This window comes from Streptomyces sp. NPDC026575, assembly GCF_055567415.1.
This window is the reverse complement of record NZ_JBVHQM010000008.1, coordinates 13,883-36,130: the sequence shown is the minus strand read 5'-3', so window position 1 is coordinate 36,130 and position 22,248 is coordinate 13,883. Positions and strand designations below refer to the sequence as shown.

Genomic DNA, 22,248 nt, shown 5'->3' with positions numbered 1-22,248 from the left:
AGGGACCATGGCCACGTCGCCGGATAAAATCGTCGATGCCCTGCGCGCGTCAATGAAGGAGTCGGAGCGGCTGCGGCAGGAGAACCAGGACCTGCGCTCCGCCGCGCACGAGCCGATCGCCATCGTCGGCATGGGCTGCCAACTGCCCGGCGACGTACGCAGCCCGGAGGAGTTCTGGCAGCTCATCGCCTCGGGCGGGGACGCGATCGGCGGGTTGCCGACGGACCGGGGCTGGGACCTGGAGGCCCTGTTCGACCCGGACGCGGACCGCGCGGGCACCGTGTACACCCGGCACGGCGGATTTCTCACCGATGTCGCCGATTTCGACGCGGAATTCTTCGGGATCAGCCCGCGCGAGGCGACGGCGATGGACCCGCAGCAGCGGCTGCTGCTGCAGACCTCATGGGAGACGCTGGAGCGCGCCGGAATCGATCCGACGACGCTTCAGGGCAGCCGCACCGGCGTTTATCTGGGAACCGCCTTCCAGGATTACGCGACGCGCGCCAAGCCGGCCGAACTCGGCGAATACGAGGGGTATTTCCTTACCGCGGGGGCGGCGAGCGTGCTCTCCGGCCGTATCGCGTACACGCTCGGCCTCGAAGGCCCGGCGGTCACCGTCGACACCGCCTGCTCGGCGTCGCTGGTGGCGATCCACGCCGCGTGCCAGGCGCTGCGCCGCGCCGAGTGCTCCCTCGCGCTGGCCGGTGGCGTCACCGTGATGACCACCCCCCATCAGCTCCAGGGCTTCAGCCGGCAGCGCGGGCTGTCCCCGGACGGGCGGTGCCGGTCCTTCGCGGCGGCGGCGGACGGCACGGGCCTGTCCGAAGGCGTCGGCGTCCTGCTGCTGGAGCGGCTGTCCGACGCCCGGCGGCTCGGCCACCGGGTCCTCGCCGTGGTGCGCGGCAGCGCCACCAACCAGGACGGGGCGAGCAACGGGCTGGCCGCGCCCAACGGCCCCTCGCAAGCGCGGGTGATCCGCCAGGCGCTGGCCGATGCCGAGCTGACCGCCGCCGAGGTCGACGCGGTGGAGGCGCACGGCACCGCCACCACGCTGGGCGACCCGATCGAGGCGCAGGCGCTGCTGGCCACCTACGGCCAGGACCGCACCGACCCCCTGTGGCTGGGCTCGGTGAAGTCCAACATCGGGCACACTCAGGCGGCGGCCGGCGTCGTCGGCGTCATCAAGATGGTGCTGGCGATGCAGCACGGCGTGCTGCCGCCGACCCTGCACGTCGATGCGCCGACGCCGCATGTGGACTGGTCGTCGGGGCGGCTGGAGCTGCTGACCGAGGCGGTGGACTGGCCTGAGACCGGCCGCCCCCGCCGCGCCGGGGTGTCGTCGTTCGGCATCAGCGGCACCAACGCCCATGTGGTGCTGGAGCAGGCGCCCGCGCCGGACGAGCCGGCCGCCGAGGCCGCCGGCGGCACCCCGCCGCGGGTGGTGCCCTGGGTGCTGTCCGCGCGCAGTGCGGATGCCCTGCGGGAGCAGGCCCGCAATCTGCACGCCTGGCTGGGCGACCGCGGTGAGCCGGCCGCGGCGGACGTCGGGTATGCGCTGGCCACCACCCGGTCGGCCTTCACCCACCGGGCCGCGCTGGTCGCGGCGAGCGGCGAGGAGCTCACCCGGGGCCTGGCCGCGCTGGCCGAGGACCGCCCCGATCCGGCGGTGACGCTCGGTACGGCGGTGCGCGGCAAGCTCGGCTTCCTCTTCACCGGCCAGGGCAGCCAGCGGGTGGGCATGGGGCGCGAACTGTACGAGGCCGCACCGGAGTTCGCCGAGGCGTTCGACGCGGTGTGCGCGGAGCTGGACCGGCATCTGGACCGGCCGCTGCGCGAGGTGGTGTTCACGGCCGCCGGCGACGACGGGCTGCTGGACCGCACCGGGTACACCCAGCCGGCGCTGTTCGCCCTGGAAGTCGCGCTGTTCCGGTTCTTCGCGCACCGCGGCGTCCGCCCGGACTATGTGACCGGCCACTCCATCGGCGAGGTGAGCGCCGCGCATGTGGCCGGGGTGCTCTCGCTGCCGGACGCGGCGGCGCTGGTGGCGGCGCGCGGCCGGCTGATGCAGGCCCTCCCGGAGGGCGGCGCGATGGTCGCCGTGCAGGCCACCGAGGACGAGGTGCGCCCGCTGGTGGCCGAGCGCGCGGCGCTGATCGACCTGGCCGCGGTCAACGGGCCGTCGTCCGTGGTGGTCGCCGGTGCGGAAGAGGCGGTGCAGGAGGTCGCCGAGCACTTCGCGGCGCAGGGGCGCAAGACCAAGCAGCTGACGGTCTCCCACGCCTTCCACTCGCCGCTGATCGACGCCATGCTGCCGGAGTTCCGCCAGGTGGTCTCCCAACTGTCGTTCCACTCCCCCGAGATCCCGGTGGTCTCCACCCTGACCGGCCGGGAGATCACCCCGGAGGAGATCCGGACGCCGGAGTACTGGGTGCGGCACGCCCGCGGGACCGTGCGGTTCGCCGACGCGATCCGCGTCATGGAGGCCGAGGGCGTCCGCACGTTCCTGGAGCTGGGCCCCGACGGAGTGCTGTCGGCGATGGGGCGGGAGAGCCTCACCTCGGCGGACGTCGAGCTGACCCCGGCGCTGCGGGCGGACCGGGGCGAGGAGCTGGCGGCGACCACCGCACTGGCCCGGCTGCACACCCGCGGCGTACCGGTGGACTGGCGGGCGTTCTACGCCGGGTCCGGCGCGCGGGCCGCCGAGCTGCCCGTCTACCCCTTCCAGCGCACCCGCTACTGGCTGCCCGCCCCCGCCTCCTCGGCGGCCGTGGGCTCCGCCGGCCTGTCCACCGCCGACCACCCGCTGCTCGGCGCGGTGGTGTCGCTCGCCGACGACGACGAACTGCTCTTCACCGGACGGCTGTCGCTCGGCGCGCACGGCTGGATCGCCGACCACGCGGTGTTCGGCCAGGCGCTGCTGCCCGGCACCGGCTTCCTAGAACTGGCCCTGCACGCGGGCGAACGGGTCGGTCTCGACCTCGTCGAGGAGCTGACCTTCCACACGCCGCTGGTGGTCCCCGAGGGCGACGCGGTCACGCTGCAGGTGCGGGTGGGCGGCGCCGACGAGTCCGGCCGGCGGTCGCTGAGCCTGCACTCCCGGCCGGACGGGGCGGCGGACGACGAGCCGTGGACCCTGCACGCCACCGGCCTGCTCGCACGGGCCACGGCGCCCGCCGACGAGGAACGCCTGGCCGTGTGGCCGCCGCGCGGCGCCGAGCCGGTGGACGTCGCCGGGCTCTATCCGCTGATGGCCGGGACCGGCCTGGACTACGGACCGGTGTTCCAGGGGCTGCGGGCCGCCTGGCGGCGCGGTGACGAACTCTTCGTGGAGACCGTCCTGCCGGACGGCTCCGGCGCCGAGGAGTTCGGTGTGCATCCCGCGCTGCTGGACTCGGCGCTGCACGGGGTCGCGCTGAACGTCGTGCTGCCCGAGTGGGACCAGGCCCGGCTGCCCTTCTCCTGGCGCGGGGTGACCCGGTACGCCACCGGCGCGCCCCGGTTGCGGGTGCGCCTGGCGCCGGTCGGTACGGACGCGGTGTCCGTGGTGGCCGCCGACGACACCGGCCGTCCGGTGCTGTCGGCCGACGCGCTGGTGCTGCGCCCGGCCGCACGCGAGCGGATCGAGGCGGCCGGCAGCGCCACCCGCGACCGGCTCTTCCAGGTGACGTGGGAGACCCTCGCCCCCACCGCGGCCCGGGGTGCGGCCCCGGACTGGGCGGTGGTGGGCACCGGCACCGCCGATCTGGCGCCCTACCTCGCCGACCGGTCGGTCGACGCCCACCCGGACCTGGCCTCGCTGGCCCGGACGCTGGACGCGGGCGGGCCGGCCCCCGACACGGTGCTGGTGTCCTGCCGCACCGACGCGGGCCCGGCGGCCGATCGCGCCGACGCGGTGCGGGCCGCCGCCCACCGGGCGCTCGACCTGGTGCACGCCTGGCTGGCCGAGGAGCGCTTCGCCGGCAGCCAGCTGGTGGTGGTGACCCACCGCGCCGTCGCCGTGGGCACCGAGGACGTCACCGACCTCGCGCACAGCGCCGTATGGGGCCTGGTGCGCACGGCCCAGTCGGAGAACCCGGGCCGTATCGCGCTGCTCGACCTCGACGGCCATGCGGACTCCCGCGGCCGGCTGGCCGACGCCGTCGCCGCGCAGGAACCGCAACTGGCGGTACGAGCAGGCGAGTTGAGGGCGCCCCGGATGGCGCGGCTGCGCCCCGAGCGGGCGCTGTCCGCCCCGGCGACGCCGACCTGGCGGCTGGGCGTCGACGGCGGCGGGACGCTGGAGAGCCTCACCCTGCTCGACCACCCCGAGGCCGATGCGCCACTGGCCGACGGCGAGATACGGGTGGGGGTGCGGGCGGCCGGGCTGAACTTCCGCGATGCGCTGAACGCCCTGGGCATGTACCCCGGGGAGGCCGGACCGCTCGGCGTCGAGGGCGCCGGCGTCGTGCTCGAAGTGGGCCCCGGCGTCGACTCGGTGGCGCCCGGCGACCGGGTCCTGGGCATGATCTTCGGCGGGATCGGCCCGGTCGCCGTGACCGACCACCGGATGGTCGCCAAGATCCCCGACGGCTGGTCGTTCGCGCAGGCGGCGGCGGTCCCCGCGGTGTTCCTGACCGCCTACTACGCGCTCGTCGACCTCGCGGACCTGCGGCCCGGCGAGTCGGTGCTGGTGCACGCCGGAACCGGCGGCGTCGGCATGGCCGCCGTACAGCTGGCCCGGCACCTGGGAGCCGAGGTGTACGCGACCGCCAGCCCGGCGAAGTGGGACACCCTGAGGTCGATGGGGCTGGACGACGCTCATATCGCCTCCTCCCGGACCCTGGAGTTCGAGGAGAAGTTCCGGCGGACCGGCGGGGGCCGGGGCGTGGACGTCGTACTGAACTCCCTGGCCGGGGAGTTCGTCGACGCCTCGCTGCGGCTGCAGGGAGCGGGCGGCCGGTTCCTGGAGATGGGCAAGACCGACGTCCGGGAGCCGCGGACCGTCGCCGACGAGCACGACGGCGTCTCCTACCAGGCGTTCGACCTCGTCGACGCCGGACCGGAGCGCACCGCGGCGATGCTGGACGCGCTGCTCGGCCTGTTCGCGGACGACGCGCTGCGGCTGCCGCCGGTGACCCCGTGGGACGTCAGGCACGCGGCCGAGGCGTTCCGGTTCATCAGCCAGGCACGCCACATCGGCAAGGTGGTGCTCACCGTGCCGTCCGCGCTCGATCCGGCGGGCACGGTCCTGATCACCGGCGGCACCGGCGCGCTCGGCGGGGCCCTCGCCCGCCGGCTGGTGGACCGGCACGGGGTACGGCATCTGACGCTGGTCAGCCGCCGGGGCCCCGACGCCCCCGGAGCGGACGCCCTGGTGGCCGAACTCACCGAGCGGGGCGCCGAGGTGACGCTCGCGGCCTGCGACGTCGCCGACCGCGCCGCGCTGCGGCACCTGCTCGCCTCGGTGCCGGACGCGCACCCGCTGACCGCCGTGGTGCACACGGCCGGAGTGCTGGACGACGGGGTGCTGGCGTCGCTCACCCCCGAGCGGCTGGACACCGTGCTGCGTCCCAAGGCGGACGCGGCACTGCTCCTGGACGAGCTGACCCGGGACGCCGACCTCGCCGCGTTCGTGCTGTTCTCCTCGACCGCCGGTGTGCTCGGCGGGCCGGGGCAGGCGAACTACGCCGCGGCCAACGTCCTGCTGGACTCGCTGGCCTGCCACCGCAAGGCCGCGGGGCTGCCCGCGGTGTCGCTGGCCTGGGGCCCGTGGGAGGACTCCGGCAGCATGCTCGGCGGGCTGGGCGAGGTGGACCTGGTCCGGCTCGGCCGCACCGGCCTGGTGCCGCTGACCGGCGAGGAGGGCCTGGACCTCTTCGACGCCGCCGTCGCCACCGGCGAGGCCGCCGTCATCCCGGCCAGGGTCGACGCCGCGCTGCTGCGCCAGGCACCGGCGGACGAAATGCCGCATATGCTGCGCGGGCTCACCAGGAAGCCCAGGCGCCGGGCCGGCGGCGGGGCGCACCGGCCCGCCGCGGCCGCGGCGCTGCAGGGCCAACTGGCCGCCGCCTCCGAGGCCGAGGGCGAGCAGCTGCTGCTCGACCTGGTGCGGCTGCACGCCGCGACGGTGCTCGGTCACGCCGACGGCGCGACGGTCGCGGCCGACCTCGCCTTCAAGGAGCTGGGCTTCGACTCGCTGACCGCGGTCGAACTGCGCAACCGCCTGGGCGGCGCGGTCGGCACCCAGCTCTCCTCCACCCTGATCTTCGATCACCCGACGCCGGCCCTGCTGGCCCGCCATCTGCGGACCGAGCTGCTGGGCGCCGAGGCCGACCGGTCGGCCACCGCCGCGCAGGCGGCGCCCCTGGACGACGACCCGATCGCGATCGTCTCGATGAGCTGCCGCTACCCCGGCGGCATCGCGACGCCGGAGGACCTGTGGCGGCTGGTCACCGACGAGTCGGACACCGTCTCGCCGTTCCCGTCCGACCGCGGCTGGGACGTGGAGAGCCTCTACGACCCGGACGGGAACCGGCCGGGCACGACGTATGTGCGGGTGGGCGGATTCCTCGACGACGCCGCGCGGTTCGACGCCGGGCTGTTCGGGATCAGCCCGCGCGAGGCGCTGGCGATGGACCCGCAGCAGCGGCTGCTGCTGCAGACCTCCTGGGAGGCGCTGGAGCGGGCCGGGATCGACCCGCTGTCGCTCAAGGGCGACCAGGTCGGGGTGTTCGTCGGGGCCGCGGCCCAGGGCTACCCCTCGGACCCGCGCCAGGCACCCGAGGACCTGGGCGGCTACCTGCTGACCGGCAGCACCTCCAGCGTGATGTCCGGCCGGATCGCCTACGCCTTCGGCGTGGAGGGGCCCGCGGTGACCATCGACACCGCCTGCTCCTCGTCGCTGGTGGCGCTGCACATGGCCGTACAGGCCCTGCAGCGTGGCGAGTGCTCGCTGGCGGTGGCCGGCGCGGCCGCCGTCATGGCGTCGCCCGACATCTTCCTGGAGTTCAGCCGCCAGCGCGGGTTGTCCCCGGACGGCCGCTGCAAGGCCTTCGCGGCGGCCGCGGACGGCACCGGCTGGGGCGAGGGCGTCGGCACGCTGCTGCTGGAGCGGCTGTCGGACGCGCGCCGCAACGGCCACCCGGTGCTGGCGCTGGTGCGCGGCTCGGCGATCAACTCCGACGGTGCCAGCAACGGCCTGACCGCGCCGAACGGCCCCTCCCAGCAGCGGGTGATCCGACAGGCGCTGGCCAACGCCCGTCTGTCGGCCGGCGACGTCGACGCGGTGGAGGCGCACGGCACCGGCACCCGGCTCGGCGACCCGATCGAGGCCCAGGCCCTGTCGGCGACGTACGGGCGCGAGCGCGCCGAAGACCGTCCGCTGTGGCTGGGCTCGGTGAAGTCCAACATCGGGCACACCCAGGCCGCCGCGGGACTGGCCGGTGTGATCAAGATGGTGGCGGCGATGCGGCACGGCGTGCTCCCCAAGACCCTGCACGTCGACCGGCCCACGCCGGAGATCGACTGGTCCGGGAGCGGGCTGGCGCTGCTGACCGAGGCCACGCCGTGGCCCGAGAGCGGGCGGCCGCGCCGGGCCGCGGTCTCCTCCTTCGGCATCAGCGGCACCAACGCCCATGTGATCATCGAGCAGTCCCCGGCCGTGGCCGGCGAGCCGGCGGCGAGCGCCCCGGAACCGGCCGCCGCCGCCCCGCTCACGGCCCTGCCGTGGGCGCTGTCCGGCAAGACCGAGGAGGCGCTGCGCGCCCAGGCCCGCCGGCTGCTGACCCACCTCGCCGGCACGGCCGACCCCGACCTGGCGGCCGTCGGCCACTCCCTGGCCACCACCCGCGCCACGCTCGACCACCGCGCCGTGGTGGTCGGGGACGGGCCGCAGGCCATGCTGGCGGGCCTGGCCGCGCTGGCCGACGGCCGGGAGGCGGAGGCGGTCGTCCAGGGCGCGGCCCGTAACCGGGGCAGGACGGTGTTCGTCTTCTCCGGCCAGGGATCGCAGTGGCCGGGGATGGCCGCCGACCTGCTCGACGCCTCCGAGGTGTTCGCCGAGCGGATCCGGGAGTGCGAGGCCGCCCTCGCGCCCTTCGTGGACTGGTCGTTGACGGATCTGCTGCGCGGCGCCGACGACGCGCCGTCGCTGGACCGGGTGGACGTCGTCCAGCCCGCGCTGTTCTCGGTGATGGTGTCGCTGGCCCGGCTGTGGCAGTCCCTCGGCGTGCGGCCGCACGCGGTGATGGGCCACAGCCAGGGCGAGATCGCCGCCGCCTGCGTGGCCGGCGCGCTGTCCCTTCAGGACGCGGCCCGTGCGGTGGCCCTGCGCAGCAAGGCGCTGGCCGCGATGTCGGGCCAGGGCGGCATGGTGTCCGTCGCGCTGGGCGAGGAGGCGGTGTCCCGCCTGGTGGCGCGGTGGGACGGCCGGCTCTCCGTCGCCTCCGTCAACGGCGCGTCGTCCACGGTCGTCTCCGGCGACCTGGACGCGCTGGAGGAGCTGCTGGCGCGCTGCAAGGAGGACGGGGTCCGGACCAGGACCCTCCCGGTGGACTACGCCTCGCACTCGCCGCAGGTCGAGCAGGTCCGCGAGCGGCTGCTGGCGGAGCTGGCCCCGCTCTCCCCCAGGCCGTCGGAGATCCCCTTCTACTCGACGGTCACCGCGACGGAGCTGGACACCACGGCGCTGGACGCGGAGTACTGGTTCCGCAATCTGCGGGAGACCGTCCACCTGGAGCGGGTGACCCGCCTGCTGCTGGAACAGGGCTACGACGTCTTCGTCGAGGCCAGTCCGCACCCCGTACTGACCATGGCGATCCAGGAGACGATGGACGCCGCGAACGTGGCCCACGGGATCACGGTGGGCTCGCTGCGCCGCGGAGAGGGCGGCCCGGCGCGCTTCCTGGCCTCGGCCGCGCAGCTGCACACCTGCGGCGTGACGGTGGACTGGGCCGCGGCCTTCGCCGGCCGCCCCGCCGGCCGGGCCGAACTGCCGACCTACCCCTTCGGGGGTGAGCGGTACTGGCTGGAGCGGGTCGCCGGGTCGGGCGAGGTGACCTCGGCCGGCCTGGGCAGCACCCGCCATCCGCTGCTCGGCGCCCTGGTCGCGCTGCCCGGCTCGGCCGGCACGGTGCTGGCCGGACGACTGTCGGTCAAGACCCAGCCGTGGCTGGCCGACCACGCGGTGCTGGACACGGTGCTCTTCCCCGGCACGGGGCTGGTCGAACTGGTGCTGCGCGCCTGCCAGGAGAGCGGCTGCGACACGATCGAGGAGCTCACCCTCCTCGCACCGCTGGTCGTCGACGCGGACGGCGCCGTCCAGCTGCGGGTGATGGCCGGCGAAGCGGACGACACCGGGCGCTGCTCGGTGGAGGTGCACTCCCGGCCCGAGGACGCGCCCGCGGACGCGCCGTGGCAGAAGCACGCCGTCGGTGTGCTCACCACCCGCAGCCCCGCGCCGCCGGCCCCCTCGCCCCAGTGGCCGCCGCCGGACGCCGAGCCGGTGGCGCTGGACGACGGGTACGCGGTGCTGGCGGCGGCCGGACTCGACTACGGCCCGGCCTTCCAGGGGCTGCGCGGGGTCTGGCGGCAGGGACCGGACGTCTTCGCCGAGGTCGACCTCCCCGACGAGGCGCAGGCCCGGCAGTACGGCGTCCACCCGGCGCTCTTCGACGCCGCGCTGCACGCGATCGTGCTGGGCGGGCTGGTGGCCGACGCCACCGAGCCGCGGCTGCCGTACGCCTGGAACGATGTGCAGCTGCACACCGCGGGGGCGTCGACGCTGCGGGTACGGCTCTCGCCGGCGGGGACCGACGCGGTGGCGCTGACCGCGGTCGACGCGTCCGGTGAGCCGGTGCTCTCGGTCGGCTCGCTGATGGTGCGGCCGCTGCCGCCGGGTTCCCTCGGCAACGCCCGTCGGGTGGCGCACCGTTCGCTCTTCCGGATCACCGGTGAGCGGCTCGACGCCCCCGCCCCGGTCACCGGCACCTGGGCGGTGCTGGGGCCGGACGACCTCCAGCTGGGGGCCGTCATGGCGGCGGCCGGGGCGCGGCTCGACGGGTACGAGGACCTGGAGGCGCTGGGCGCCGCGGTCGGCTCCGGAGCGCCGGTGCCCGACGTGGTCGTGGTGCCCTGCCTGTGCGACCCGCAGGAGGACCCGGATCCGGCCCGGGCCGCTCGCGAGGCGACCCACCGGGCGCTGGCGCAGGCGCAGACCTGGGTCGCCGACGAGCGGTTCGCCGGCTCGCGGCTGGTCTTCGTCACCCGTCACGCGATGGACGTCGACGACGAGGCCGCGGAACACGACCTGCGGCATGTGCCGTTGTGGGGCCTGGTGCGGTCGGCGCAGTCGGAGCACCCCGGCCGGTTCGTCCTGCTGGACACCGACGAGGACACCGCCTCCCGCGGCGCCCTGCCGGCGGCCCTGGCGTCCGGGGAGCCCCAACTGGTGCTCCGCGGCGGCGTGGTGCGCGCGGTGCGGCTCGCCCGGGTCCCGGCGGCCGACGGGGAGCCGGCCGGGCGGCCGGCGCTCGCGGCGGACGGCACGGTGCTGATCACCGGGGGCACCAGCGGACTGGGCGCGTTGCTCGCCCGTCATCTGGTGGCGCGGCACGGCGTCACCAGGCTGCTGCTCACCAGCCGCAGCGGCCCGGCCGCGGCCGGTGCGGCCGAGCTGGAGGCGGCGCTGACCCGGGAGGGAGCCCAGGTCACGGTGGCGGCCTGCGACGTCGCCGACCGGGACGCCCTGGCGGCGGTGCTCGACACCATCCCGGCGGCGCATCCGCTGACCGCGGTGGTGCACGCCGCCGGTGTGCTGGACGACGGGGTGCTCACCGCCCAGACGCCGGAGCGGCTCGACCGGGTGCTGCGGCCCAAGGTGGACGGCGCGCTGAACCTGCACGAACTCACCCGGGACGCACCGCTGTCGGCCTTCGTGCTGTTCTCCTCGGCCGCCGGGGTGCTGGGCACCGCGGGACAGAGCGGCTACGCGGCGGCGAACGCCTTCCTGGACGCGCTCGCCCGCAGCCGGCGGGCCGCCGGTCTGGCGGGCAGCTCCCTGGCGTGGGGCATGTGGGAGCAGCGCAGCGGTCTGACCGGCGAGTTGTCCGAGGCGGATCTGCGGCGCATGGCGCGCTCCGGGGTCGGGCAACTGCCCACCGAGGAGGGCCTGGCGCTGTTCGACGCGGCGCTGGAGGCGCCGCACGCCGTCCTGGTGCCGATGAAGCTGGACCCCGCGCCGATGCTGGCCGCGGGCGAACCCGGACTGGTGCCGGCGGTGCTGCGCACGGTGGTCCGGGCCGGGCGGCGCCGCGGCGGCGACGGGACACCGGGCGCAGCGGGCGGGTCGTTCGCGGCCCGGGTGGCCGAACTCCCCGCCGACGAGCGGGAGCAGGCGCTGCTTCGCCTGGTGCGGGAGCAGGCGGCGACGGTGCTGGGGCTGGCCTCGCCCGACGCCGTGCCGGAGACCCGGGGCTTTTTGCAGCTGGGCTTCGACTCGCTGACCGCGGTCGAGCTGCGCAGCCGGCTGGGCGCGGCCACCGGCCTGCGGCTGCCGGCGACGCTCGTCTTCGACCAGGCCACACCGGCCAACGCGGCCCGCTATCTGCGCGACCGGCTCTTCCCCGAGAGCCGGGAGCCGACCGAGTCCGAGGCGGAGGAGAAGAGGTTCCGCGAGGCGCTGGCCTCGATTCCGCTGGCCCGCTTCCGGCAGGCCGGGCTGCTGGCGGACGTGCTCCGGCTCGCCGGCGGCGAGGCGGCCGCGGAGCCGTCACCGGCGGGCGAGGCGGCCGGGATCGACGACATGGACGTCGAGGATCTCGTGCGCACGGCCTTCGGCGGGGACAAGTCCTGATCTTGGAAGCGAATGGCGGGAGGGGTCATGGCCACATCGTCTGAAGCGGTGGTCGAAGCACTACGGGCTTCGCTGAAGGAGAACGAGCGGCTCAGGAACGCGGCGCAGGCCGCGGTCGAGCCGATCGCGATCGTCGGGATGGGCTGCCGGTACCCGGCCGGTGTGCGCTCCCCCGAGGAGCTGTGGGAGCTGGTCGCGGACGGCCGGGACGCCGTCGCGGGGTTCCCCACCGACCGGGGCTGGGATCTGACGTCGCTGTTCTCCGACGACCCCGACCGGCCCGGTACCTCGTACACGCGGGAGGGCGGATTCCTCTACGACGCGGCGGAGTTCGACGCCGGGTTCTTCGGCGTCTCGCCGCGCGAGGCGCTCGCCATGGACCCGCAGCAGCGGCTGCTGCTGGAGACCTCCTGGGAGGCGGTCGAGCGGGCCGGCATCGACCCGCTGGCGCTGCGGGGCAGCCGGACCGGTGTCTTCGCCGGGGTGATGTACCACGACTACGGCGCCCGGCCCGGCGTGGCGACCGAGGAGGTGGAGGGCTACCTCGGCACGGGGAGCGCCGGCAGCGTCGCCTCCGGCCGGATCTCCTACACCCTGGGCCTTGAGGGCCCGGCCGTGACCGTGGACACCGCGTGCTCGTCGTCGCTGGTGGCACTGCACCTGGCGGCCTCGGCGCTGCGCCGGGGCGAGTGCTCGCTGGCCCTGGCCGGCGGGGTGACGGTGATGTCGACCCCGTCGACGTTCGTGGAGTTCAGCCGGCAGCGGGGGCTGGCCCCCGACGGCCGCTGCAAGTCGTTCGCCGACGCCGCGGACGGGGCCGCCTGGAGCGAGGGCGCCGGGGTGCTGCTGCTGGAGCGGCTGTCCGACGCCCGCCGCAACGGCCGCCGCATCCTGGCGGTGGTGCGCGGCACCGCGGTGAACCAGGACGGTGCGAGCAGCGGGCTGACCGCGCCGAACGGGCCGTCGCAGGAGCGGGTGATCCGGCAGGCGCTGGACGACGCGGGCCTGTCGACCGCGGACATCGACGCGATCGAGGGGCACGGCACCGGCACGCCGCTCGGCGACCCGATGGAGGCCCAGGCGATCCTGGCGACGTTCGGCGGCGCGCGCGAACGCCCGCTGTGGCTCGGCTCGGTGAAGTCCAACATCGGGCACGCCCAGGCGGCCGCGGGCGTTGCCGGCGTCATCAAGATGGTGCTGGCGCTGCGGCACGGCGTGCTCCCCAAGACCCTGCACGTCGACCGGCCCTCGACCCATGTGGACTGGTCGGCCGGCGCGGTCGAGCTGCTGACGGAGAGCCGGCAGTGGCCGGACCCGGGACGGCCGCGGCGCGCCGGGGTGTCGTCCTTCGGCATCAGCGGCACCAACGCCCATGTAATCGTCGAGGCGGCCCCCGCGGCCGACCGGGACGAGGAGGCCGCGCGCCCGCCCGAGGCGGCGGAACTCGCGCTGCCGTGGGTGGTGTCGGGCCGGGACGAGGACGCGCTGCGGGCCCAGGCCGAGCGGCTGCGCCGGCATCTCGACGGCGACCGGTCCGCGCACCTCGCCGATGTGGCGTACTCCCTGGCCACGACGCGCACGGCGTTCGACCACCGGGCGGTCGTGGTGGCGGCGGACCGCGCCGAGCTGGCGGCCGGCCTCGGCCGGCTCGCCGGCGGCGAGCGGCCCGGCGCCGGTGCGCGCGGTGAGGTGTCCGACGGCAAACTGGCCCTGCTGTTCACCGGCCAGGGCGCGCAGCGGGTGGGCATGGGGCGTGAGTGGTACGCCCGGTACCCGGTGTTCGCGGAGGCGTTCGACGCGGTCTGCGCCGAGCTGGACCGGCATCTCGACCGGCCGCTGCGCGAGGTGGTCTTCGGCCGGCCGGGAACCGACGGACTGCTGGACGAGACCGGCTGGACCCAGCCCGCGCTGTTCGCGGTGGAGGTCGCGCTCCACCGGCTGGTGGAGTCCTGGGGGGTGCGGGCGGACTTCGTCGCCGGCCACTCCATCGGCGAGCTGGCCGCGGCGCATGTCGCCGGGGTGCTGTCGCTCGCGGACGCGGCCACCCTGGCCGCCGCCCGGGGCCGCCTGATGCAGGCGCTCCCGACGGGCGGGGCGATGACCGCGGTGCAGGCGACCGAGGACGAGGTCGCGCCGCTGCTGGCGGAGCGGGCCGGCCGGGCCGCTCTCGCGGCGGTCAACGGCCCCTCCTCCGTGGTGGTCGCCGGTGACGAGGACGCCGTCGCCGAGGTGGCCGCGCACTTCGCCGACCAGGGGCGCAACACCAAGCGGCTGCGGGTCAGCCATGCGTTCCACTCGCACCGCATGGACGCCATGGTGGCCGAGTTCGCCGCCGTGGTGCGGGGGGTGTCCCTGCACGCCCCGCGGATTCCCCTCGTCTCCGCGCTGACCGGCGCCGTGGTGCGGGCCGACGAGGTGTGCACGCCGGAGTACTGGGCGCGGCACGCCCGCGAGACGGTCAGGTTCCTCGACGCGGTGCGGACGCTGGAGGCCGAGGGCGCCACCACGTTCCTGGAACTCGGCCCGGACGCGGTGCTCGCGGCGATGGGCCAGGAGTGCGCCGCCACCGATGACGCCGTCTTCGCCGCGGCGGCGCACCGCGACGAGCCCGAGCAGCGCGCCCTGCTGGCGGCGCTGGGCCAACTGCATGTGCGCGGCGTCGCGGTGGACTGGTCCCAGGTGTTCGCCGGTACCGGCGCCCGGCCGGTGGCCCTGCCGACGTACGCCTTCCAGCGCGAGCGGTTCTGGCTGGCGGCGGACGCGGCGGACCAGGACCTCGCCCGGGTGGACGAGAACCGCTACCGCGTCGACTGGGCGCCGCTGCCCGACACCGGGCCGGCCCGGCTGTCCGGCCGGTGGCTGCTGGTCTCCTCCGAGGGCGGCGACGGCCCGGCGGCCGAGGTGCTGGCGGCGTGCGAGCGCGCCGGGGCGGACGAGGTGCGCCGCCTCGCCCTCGACGCGGCCGGGACCGACCGGGCGACGCTCGCCCGCCGACTGCAGGAGGCCGCCGGTGAGGGGCCGTTGACGGGTGTGGTGTCCGTACTGGCCGCGGACGAGCGGCCGTTGCCGGATCTGCCCGCGCTGTCCAGGGGACTGGCGGCGACGGCGGTGCTGGCGCAGGCGCTGGGCGACGCCGGGATCGAGGCCCCGCTGTGGTGCCTCACCCAGGGCGCAGTGGCCACCGACGACACCCCGGTACGGCATCCGGCGCAGGCGGCCGTATGGGGGCTGGGCAGGGTGGCGGCGCTCGAATGGCCCGAGCGCCGCGGCGGTCTGATCGATCTGCCCGAGCAGCTCGACGAGCCCGCGCGCTCCCGCCTCGTCGGGGTCCTCGCCGATCCGGGCGAGGAGGGCCAACTGGCCGTCCGGGCCGACGGGGTGCACGGCTGCCGGCTGGTGCGCTCGCCGCTGGCGCAGGCGCCGGTGCGGCGCGCCTGGCAGCCCACCGGCAGCGCGCTGGTGACCGGCGGAACGGGCGCGCTCGGCGCGCAGGTGGCCCGCTGGCTGGCCGCCCAGGGCGCGGAGCACCTGGTGCTGCTCAGCCGCCGGGGCCCCGACGCCCCCGGTGCGGCCGAGCTGGCCGCCGAGCTGAAGGCGCTGGGCAGCGAGGTGACGGTGGCCGCCTGCGACCTCGGCGACCGGGACGCGCTGCGGCGGGTGGTCGAGTCGCTGCCCGAGGAGTATCCGGTCGGCACCGTCGTGCACACCGCGGGCGCGGTCCAGGCCGAGAAGCCGCTGGCCGAGTGCGGCCTCGCGGAGATCGCCGAGGTGCTGTCCGGCAAGGTCGAGGGCGCCAGGAACCTGGACGCCGTCTTCGACGGGTCCCCCGGCCGGTCCCCCGACGCGTTCGTGCTCTTCTCCTCCGGCGCCGGGCTGTGGGGCAACGTCGGGCAGGCGGCGTACGCGGCGGGCAACGCCTTCCTGGACGGGCTGGCCAGCGCCCGCCGGGCCGGGGGCCGGGCCGCGACCTCGGTGGCGTGGGGCGCGTGGGACGGCGGCGGGATGGCCGCCGCCGACGGCGCGGGCGAGCGCTTGCGCGAGCGCGGCGTACCGCTGATGGCCCCGGAGACGGCGCTGGCGGGCCTGCGGGCGGCGCTCGACCGCGACGAGACCCACACGGCCTTCGCCGACATCGACTGGGACCGGTTCGCCCCCGCGTACAGCATGTCCCGCTCCCGCGCGCTGCTCGGCGACCTGCCCGAGGCGCGGCGCGCCGTGCAGGGCGGCGCGGGGTCCGGCCGGGCCGACGCCCTGCGGGAGCGGCTCGCGGCGCTGGGCGCGGACGACCAGGACCGGCTGCTGCTGGACCTGGTGCGCACGCACGCCGCCGACGCCCTGGGACACCGCACGGCCGATCAGGTCCGGGCCACGCTGGCGTTCCGGGACCTCGGGTTCGACTCGATGGCGTCGCTGACGCTGCGCAACCGGCTGGGCGAGGCCACCGGTCTGGCCCTGCCGACCACGGTGGTCTTCGACCACGCCACACCGGCCGCACTGGCGACGCATCTGCGCGAGCAACTGCGGCCCGGCGGCGGGCAGCTCACCGCGGTGCTCGCCGAAGTGGACCGGTGGGAGGCGGCCGTCGAGGCGCTGGCGCCCGACGACGACGCGCGCGGCCGGGTCGTCGCCCGGCTGCGGTCGCTGCTGTGGAAGTGGGACCGGCCCGACGGCGCCGCCGACGACGACGCGGCCGGTGACGACGCGCTGGCGCTGGCCACCGACGAGGAGATATTCGACATCGTCAACAAGGAGCTTGGAATCTCGTGACGACCTCAGAGGACAAACTTCGCCAGTATCTGAAGCTGGTCACCACCGAGCTCAAGCAGACCCGCGCCCGTCTGGACCACGCCGAGCAGCGGGAGCACGAGCCCGTCGCGATCGTCGCCATGGGGTGCCGCTTCCCCGGGGACGTCGCGTCCCCGGAGGAGCTGTGGCGGCTGGTCGCCGACGGCGCCGACACCGTCTCGGGGCTTCCGGAGGACCGGAACTGGGATGTTGACGACCTGTACGACCCGGAGCCGGGCCGGCCGGGCAAGAGCTATGTCCGCACCGGCGCCTTCCTCGGCGACGCGGCGGGGTTCGACGCCGAGTTCTTCGGGATCAACCCGCGTGAGGCGCTGTCGATGGACCCCCAGCAGCGGCTGTGGCTGGAGGTCGTCTGGGAGGCGCTGGAGCGGGCCGGTATCGACCCGGTGTCCCTGCGGGGCAGCCGCTCGGGGGTCTTCGTCGGGCTGACGCACCAGGGGTACGCCTTCCCGTCGCGGATCGGCACCAGCGACGAGGTGGCCGGGTACCGGCTGACCGGCAGCACCGCGGCCGTGGCGGCCGGGCGGACGTCCTATGTCCTGGGGCTGACCGGTCCCGCGGTGACCATCGACACCGCGTGCTCGTCCTCGCTGGTGGCGCTGCACCAGGCGTGCCACGCGCTGCGTTCCGGGGAGTGCTCGCTGGCGCTGGCCGGCGGGGTGACCGTGATGGCCACGCCGAACGCGTTCGTGGAGTTCAGCCGGCAGCGCGGGCTGGCCTCCGACGGCCGGTGCAAGTCCTTCGCCGCGGCGGCCGACGGCACCGGCTGGGGCGAGGGCGCCGGCGCGCTGGTGCTGGAGCGGCTCTCCGACGCGCGGCGCAACGGCCACCCGGTGCTGGCCGTCATCCGCGGCTCCGCGGTCAACCACGGTGGCGCCGGCAACGGTCTGACCGCCCCCAACGGCCCTTCCCAGCAGCGGCTGATCGAGGACGCGCTGGCCGACGCCCGGCTGTCGCCCGCCGAGGTCGACGCGGTCGAGGCACACGGCACCGGGACCACCCTGGGCGATCCGATCGAGGCGCGGGCGCTGCTGGCGACCTACGGCCAGGGCCGGGCGGCGGACCGTCCGCTGTGGCTGGGGTCGGTGAAGTCCAACATCGCGCACACCCAGGCGGCCTCCGGTGTGGCCGGAGTGATCAAGATGGTGATGGCGATGCGGCACGGCGTGCTGCCGCGGACGCTGCACGTGGACGAGCCCACACCGCATGTCGACTGGTCGGCGGGCGCGGTGCGGCTGCTGACCGAGGAGCGGACGTGGCCGGCGGAGGACCACCCGCGCCGGGCGGCCGTCTCGTCCTTCGGGGTCAGCGGCACCAACGCCCATGTCGTCCTGGAGCAGGCCGCCCCCGAGGACGTCGCCGCCGAGGCCGCCGTGCCGGACGCCGCCCCCGCAGCGGCCGGGCCCTCGGCGGTGCCGTGGGTGGTGTCCGGCGTGAGCCGCCCGGCGCTGCGGGCGCAGGCCGCGCGGCTGGGCGCCTACGCCGAAGCCCGTCCGGAGGTGGCCGCGGCGGACATCGGCCACGCCCTGGCGACGACCCGGTCGGTCTTCGCTCACCGCGCGGTCGTGGTCGCCGCCGACCGGAGCGAACTGGTCAAGGGCCTGGTGGCGCTCTCGCGCGGCGAGGAGTCGCCGGCGGTCGTCGCGGGCCCGGCGGGCGACGCCGGGGAGGGTGCCGGGGCGCCCGCCGGGCGGGGGAAGACGGTGTTCGTCTTCCCCGGCCAGGGTTCGCAGTTCGCCGGGATGGCCGCCGGGCTTCTGGAGACCTCACCGGTCTTCCGGGAGGCCGTCGAGGAGTGCGCCGCCGCGCTGGCGCCCCATGTGGACTGGTCGCTGCTGCGGGTGCTGCGCGGCGAGGCGGACGAGGACTGGCTGGAGCGGGTCGACATCGTGCAGCCGGCGCTGTTCGCGGTGATGGTGTCGCTGGCGGCGCTGTGGCGCTCGGTGGGCGTGGAACCGGACGCGGTGGTGGGCCATTCGCAGGGCGAGATCGCCGCCGCATGCGTGGCGGGCGTGCTGTCGCTGAAGGACGCGGCCCGGGTGGTGGCCGTCCGCAGCAAGGCGCTGCGGGCGCTGGCCGGCCGCGGCGGCATGGTCACCGTCGCACTGGGCGAGACCGAAGCCGCCGCGCTGCTCGCGCCCTGGGCCGAGCGGCTGTCGGTGGCGGCGGTCAACAGCCCCTCGTCGGTGGTGGTGTCCGGCGACGGCGAGGCGCTGGACGAGCTGATGGCCCGGTGCGAGGAGGACGGCGTGCGGGCGCGCCGCATCCCGGTGGACTACGCCTCGCACTCCCCGCAGGTCGAGGCGGTCCGCGACGACCTGCACCGGGCGCTGGCCGGGATCACCCCCGACACCCCGCGGGTGGCGTTCTGCTCGACGGTCACCGGCACCTTCCTGCAGGCCGACGACCTGCGGGCCGAGTACTGGTACCGCAACCTGCGGCAGCCGGTGCGGCTGGCGGAGGTCACCCGGGAGCTGGCGACGAGCGGCTACGACACCTTCCTGGAGATCAGCCCGCATCCGGTGCTGACCGTGCCGATGCAGGAGACGATGGAGCACGCCGAGGTGACCGGCGCGCTGGTGACCGGATCGCTGCGCCGGGACGACGGGGGGCTGGACGGCTTCCTGCGCGCGGCCGGCGGGCTGTACGCGCACGGCGTCGACGTCGACTGGGCACCGGTGTTCGCGGGCCGCGAGGCGGCGCGGGTGGACCTGCCGACGTACGCCTTCCAGCGGCAACAGTACTGGCTGGACGACCGGGACAGCGGCGCGGACGTCGCGGCGACGGGCCTCGCGGCGGGCGACCACCCGCTGGTCGGGGCGGTCGTCGCCACCGCGACCGGGGACGGGCTGGTGCTCAGCGGGCGGATCTCGGCCCGGTCCCATCCGTGGCTCGCCGATCACGCGGTGCACGGCACGGTGCTGCTGCCCGGCACGGCGTTCCTCGAACTGGCCCTGCACGCAGGGCAGTTGCTCGGCGCCGGACAGGTGCAGGAGCTGACGATCCAGGCCCCGCTGGCGCTGCCCGAGGACGGCGAGGTGACGCTTCAGGTGGTCGCCGCCCACCGGGAGGGCGCCGAGGGCTGGAGCGTCGGCGTGCACTCCAGGACCGGGGACGAGGAGCCCTGGACGCGGCACGCGGCCGGTGTCCTGGTCGAGGACGGACCGGCGCCCGCGCCCGAGGGCGGGGCCTGGCCCCCGGCGGACGCGGTCGCACTCGACGTGAGCGGCCACTACACCGGGCTGGCCGACCGGGGTTACGCCTACGGTCCGGCCTTCCAGGGACTGCGTGCCGCCTGGCGGCGGGGCGAGTCGGTCTTCGCCGAAGTGCGGCTGGACGAGGAACACCTCGCCGACGCCGAGTCCTTCGGTCTGCATCCGGCGCTGCTGGACGCGGCGCTGCACGCCGTGGCGCTGGCCGCCGGCGAGGACGGCGCACAGCCGGCGGAGGCGCGGCCCCTGCTGCTGCCGTTCTCGTGGAGCAATGTCGCCCTGCACGCCGTCGGGGCGTCCGCGCTGCGGGTGGCGCTGTCGCCGGCGGGCCCGGACGCGGTGGCCGTCACCCTCACCGACCCGGCCGGGAACCCGGTGGCCTCGGTGGACTCGCTGGCCCTGCGGCCGGTCGACCCCGCCCGGCTGGCCGCCGCGCACCGGCCCCGGAACGACGGGCTGTACCGCCTCACCTGGCCGTCCGCCCCGGCCGCACGGCAGGCAGCGCCCGGCAGTTGGGCGCTGGTGGGCCCCGTTCCCGGCTTCGAGGAAGGCGCGGACGCACCGGCCGCGGTGCGGCGCCACCCCGATCTGGCCGCGCTGGGCGAGAGCCTTCGCGCGGGCGGCCCGGTGCCCGACGCCGTGGTGGTGTCCTGCGCCACGGACCCGGCCGACGGCGGCAGCGCCGGCCTGGCCGCCGTACGGCCGACGACGGTACGTGCCCTGGAGCTGCTGCAGACCCACCTCGCAGACGACGAACTCGCGGCCTCGCCCCTGGTGTTCCTGACCCGCGGCGCGGTGGCGGCGCACACCGGGGACGTCCCGGACTCCGCGCAGGCGGCGGTCTGGGGGCTGGTGCGGTCGGCGCAGACCGAGCACCCCGACCGCTTCGTCCTGGTCGACCTCGACGGCGCCGGGTCGCCCGCCGAGCAGTTGGCCGCGGCGCTGGCCACCGGCGAACCACAGGTCGCGGTGCGCGCCGGCGAGGCCCTGGTGCCGCGGCTGGCCAAGGCCGGCGAACCGGCCCAACGGCCCTCCCCGGAGCGGCCGTTCGCCGAGGGCACCGTCCTGATCACCGGTGGCACCGGCCTGCTCGGCAGGCTGCTGGCCCGTCATCTGGTGGCCGAGCACGGCGCCACCCGACTGCTGCTGGTGGGCCGTCAGGGCCCCTCGGCCCCGGGAGCCGCCGAACTGGTGGCGGAGCTGGCCGAGCTGGGCGCCGCGGCGGAGCTGGCCGCGTGCGATGTGGCCGACCGCGCCGCCCTGGCCGCGCTGCTGGCGCGGATACCGGACAGCGCCCCGCTGACCGCCGTGATCCACGCGGCCGGGGTGCTGGACGACGCGGTGGTGACCGATGTGACGCCGGAGCGGCTCGACCGGGTCGCCCGCCCCAAGACCGACGCGGCGGCGCACCTGGACGAACTGACCCGCGGGACGGACCTGTCGGCGTTCGTGCTGTTCTCGTCGGCCTCGGGCGTCCTCGGGACGGCCGCGCAGGCGGCGTACGCCTCGGCGAACGCCGCCCTGGACGCCCTGGCGCAGCGCCGCCGGGCCGCCGGCCTGCCCGCCACGTCGCTGGTCTGGGGCTTCTGGGAGCAGCAGAGCGCGATGACCGGCCACCTCGGCGAGGTGGACCTGGCCCGGATCGCGCGCTCGGGAATGCGGCCGCTGGCCTCGCAGGAGGGCCTGGAGCTCTTCGACCGGGCGCTGGCGGACGGGGACCCGGTCCTGGCGGCCCTGCGGATCGACGCGGCGGCCCTGCGGGCGCGAGCCGCCTCCGGTGCGGTCCCGCCGGTGCTGCGCACCCTGGCGGGCCCCGCCGTGCGCAGGGCGGCGGCCCTCGGGCGCGGCCCCGCGGGCCCGTCGGAGCCGACGGCGATCGAGGGCCTGGACGGGCTGTCCGGGGACGAGCGGGAGCGGGTGCTGCTGGACCTCGTACGCACCACGGTGGCGACGGTGCTGGGGCACCGCTCCCCGGACGAGATCGCCGACACCCGGGGCTTCTTGGAGATGGGCTTCGACTCGCTGACCGCCGTCGAGCTGCGCAACCGGCTCGCCGCCGCGACCGGGCGCCGGCTGCCGACCACCCTGGTCTTCGACCACCCCACGCCGCAGGCCGTCGCCCGGCACCTCGGCACGCTGCTGGCCCCGGACGGGGACCGGCCCGCCGCCGACGTGCTGGCCGGCCTCGACCGGCTGGCGGACGGGCTGCGCGCCACGCGGCAGGGGGACGAGGTGCGCGAGCGGGCCCTTGCCCGGCTGTCGGACCTGCTGGCCGAGCTGACCGGGCAGGACGGCGCCGACGCGGACCTGGGACTCGACGAGGCGAGTGACGAGGAACTGTTCGACCTGGTGGACAACCGGTTCAGCAATGCCAATTGACCAGCCGTCGTGCCGGCTGTC

1 protein-coding gene and 2 pseudogenes are annotated in these 22,248 nt (G+C 76.1%); all 3 read left to right on the top strand.

Annotation, left to right across the window (positions count from 1 at the left end):
• Positions 1 to 28: 28 nt before the first annotated feature.
• On the top strand, positions 29 to 11,830 hold the full coding sequence (locus ACZ4NB_RS13075) for an SDR family NAD(P)-dependent oxidoreductase (RefSeq protein ID WP_467661266.1): 11,802 nt from the start codon (positions 29 to 31) through the stop codon (positions 11,828 to 11,830).
• Positions 11,831 to 11,881: 51 nt separating this feature from the next.
• Positions 11,882 to 16,597, top strand: a pseudogene (locus tag ACZ4NB_RS13070) (type I polyketide synthase); the annotation flags it as partial.
• A 32-nt stretch (positions 16,598 to 16,629) separates the two neighbouring features.
• Positions 16,630 to 22,227 (top strand): annotated as a pseudogene (locus ACZ4NB_RS13065) (type I polyketide synthase); the annotation flags it as partial.
• Between the last annotated feature and the right edge of the window lie 21 nt (positions 22,228 to 22,248).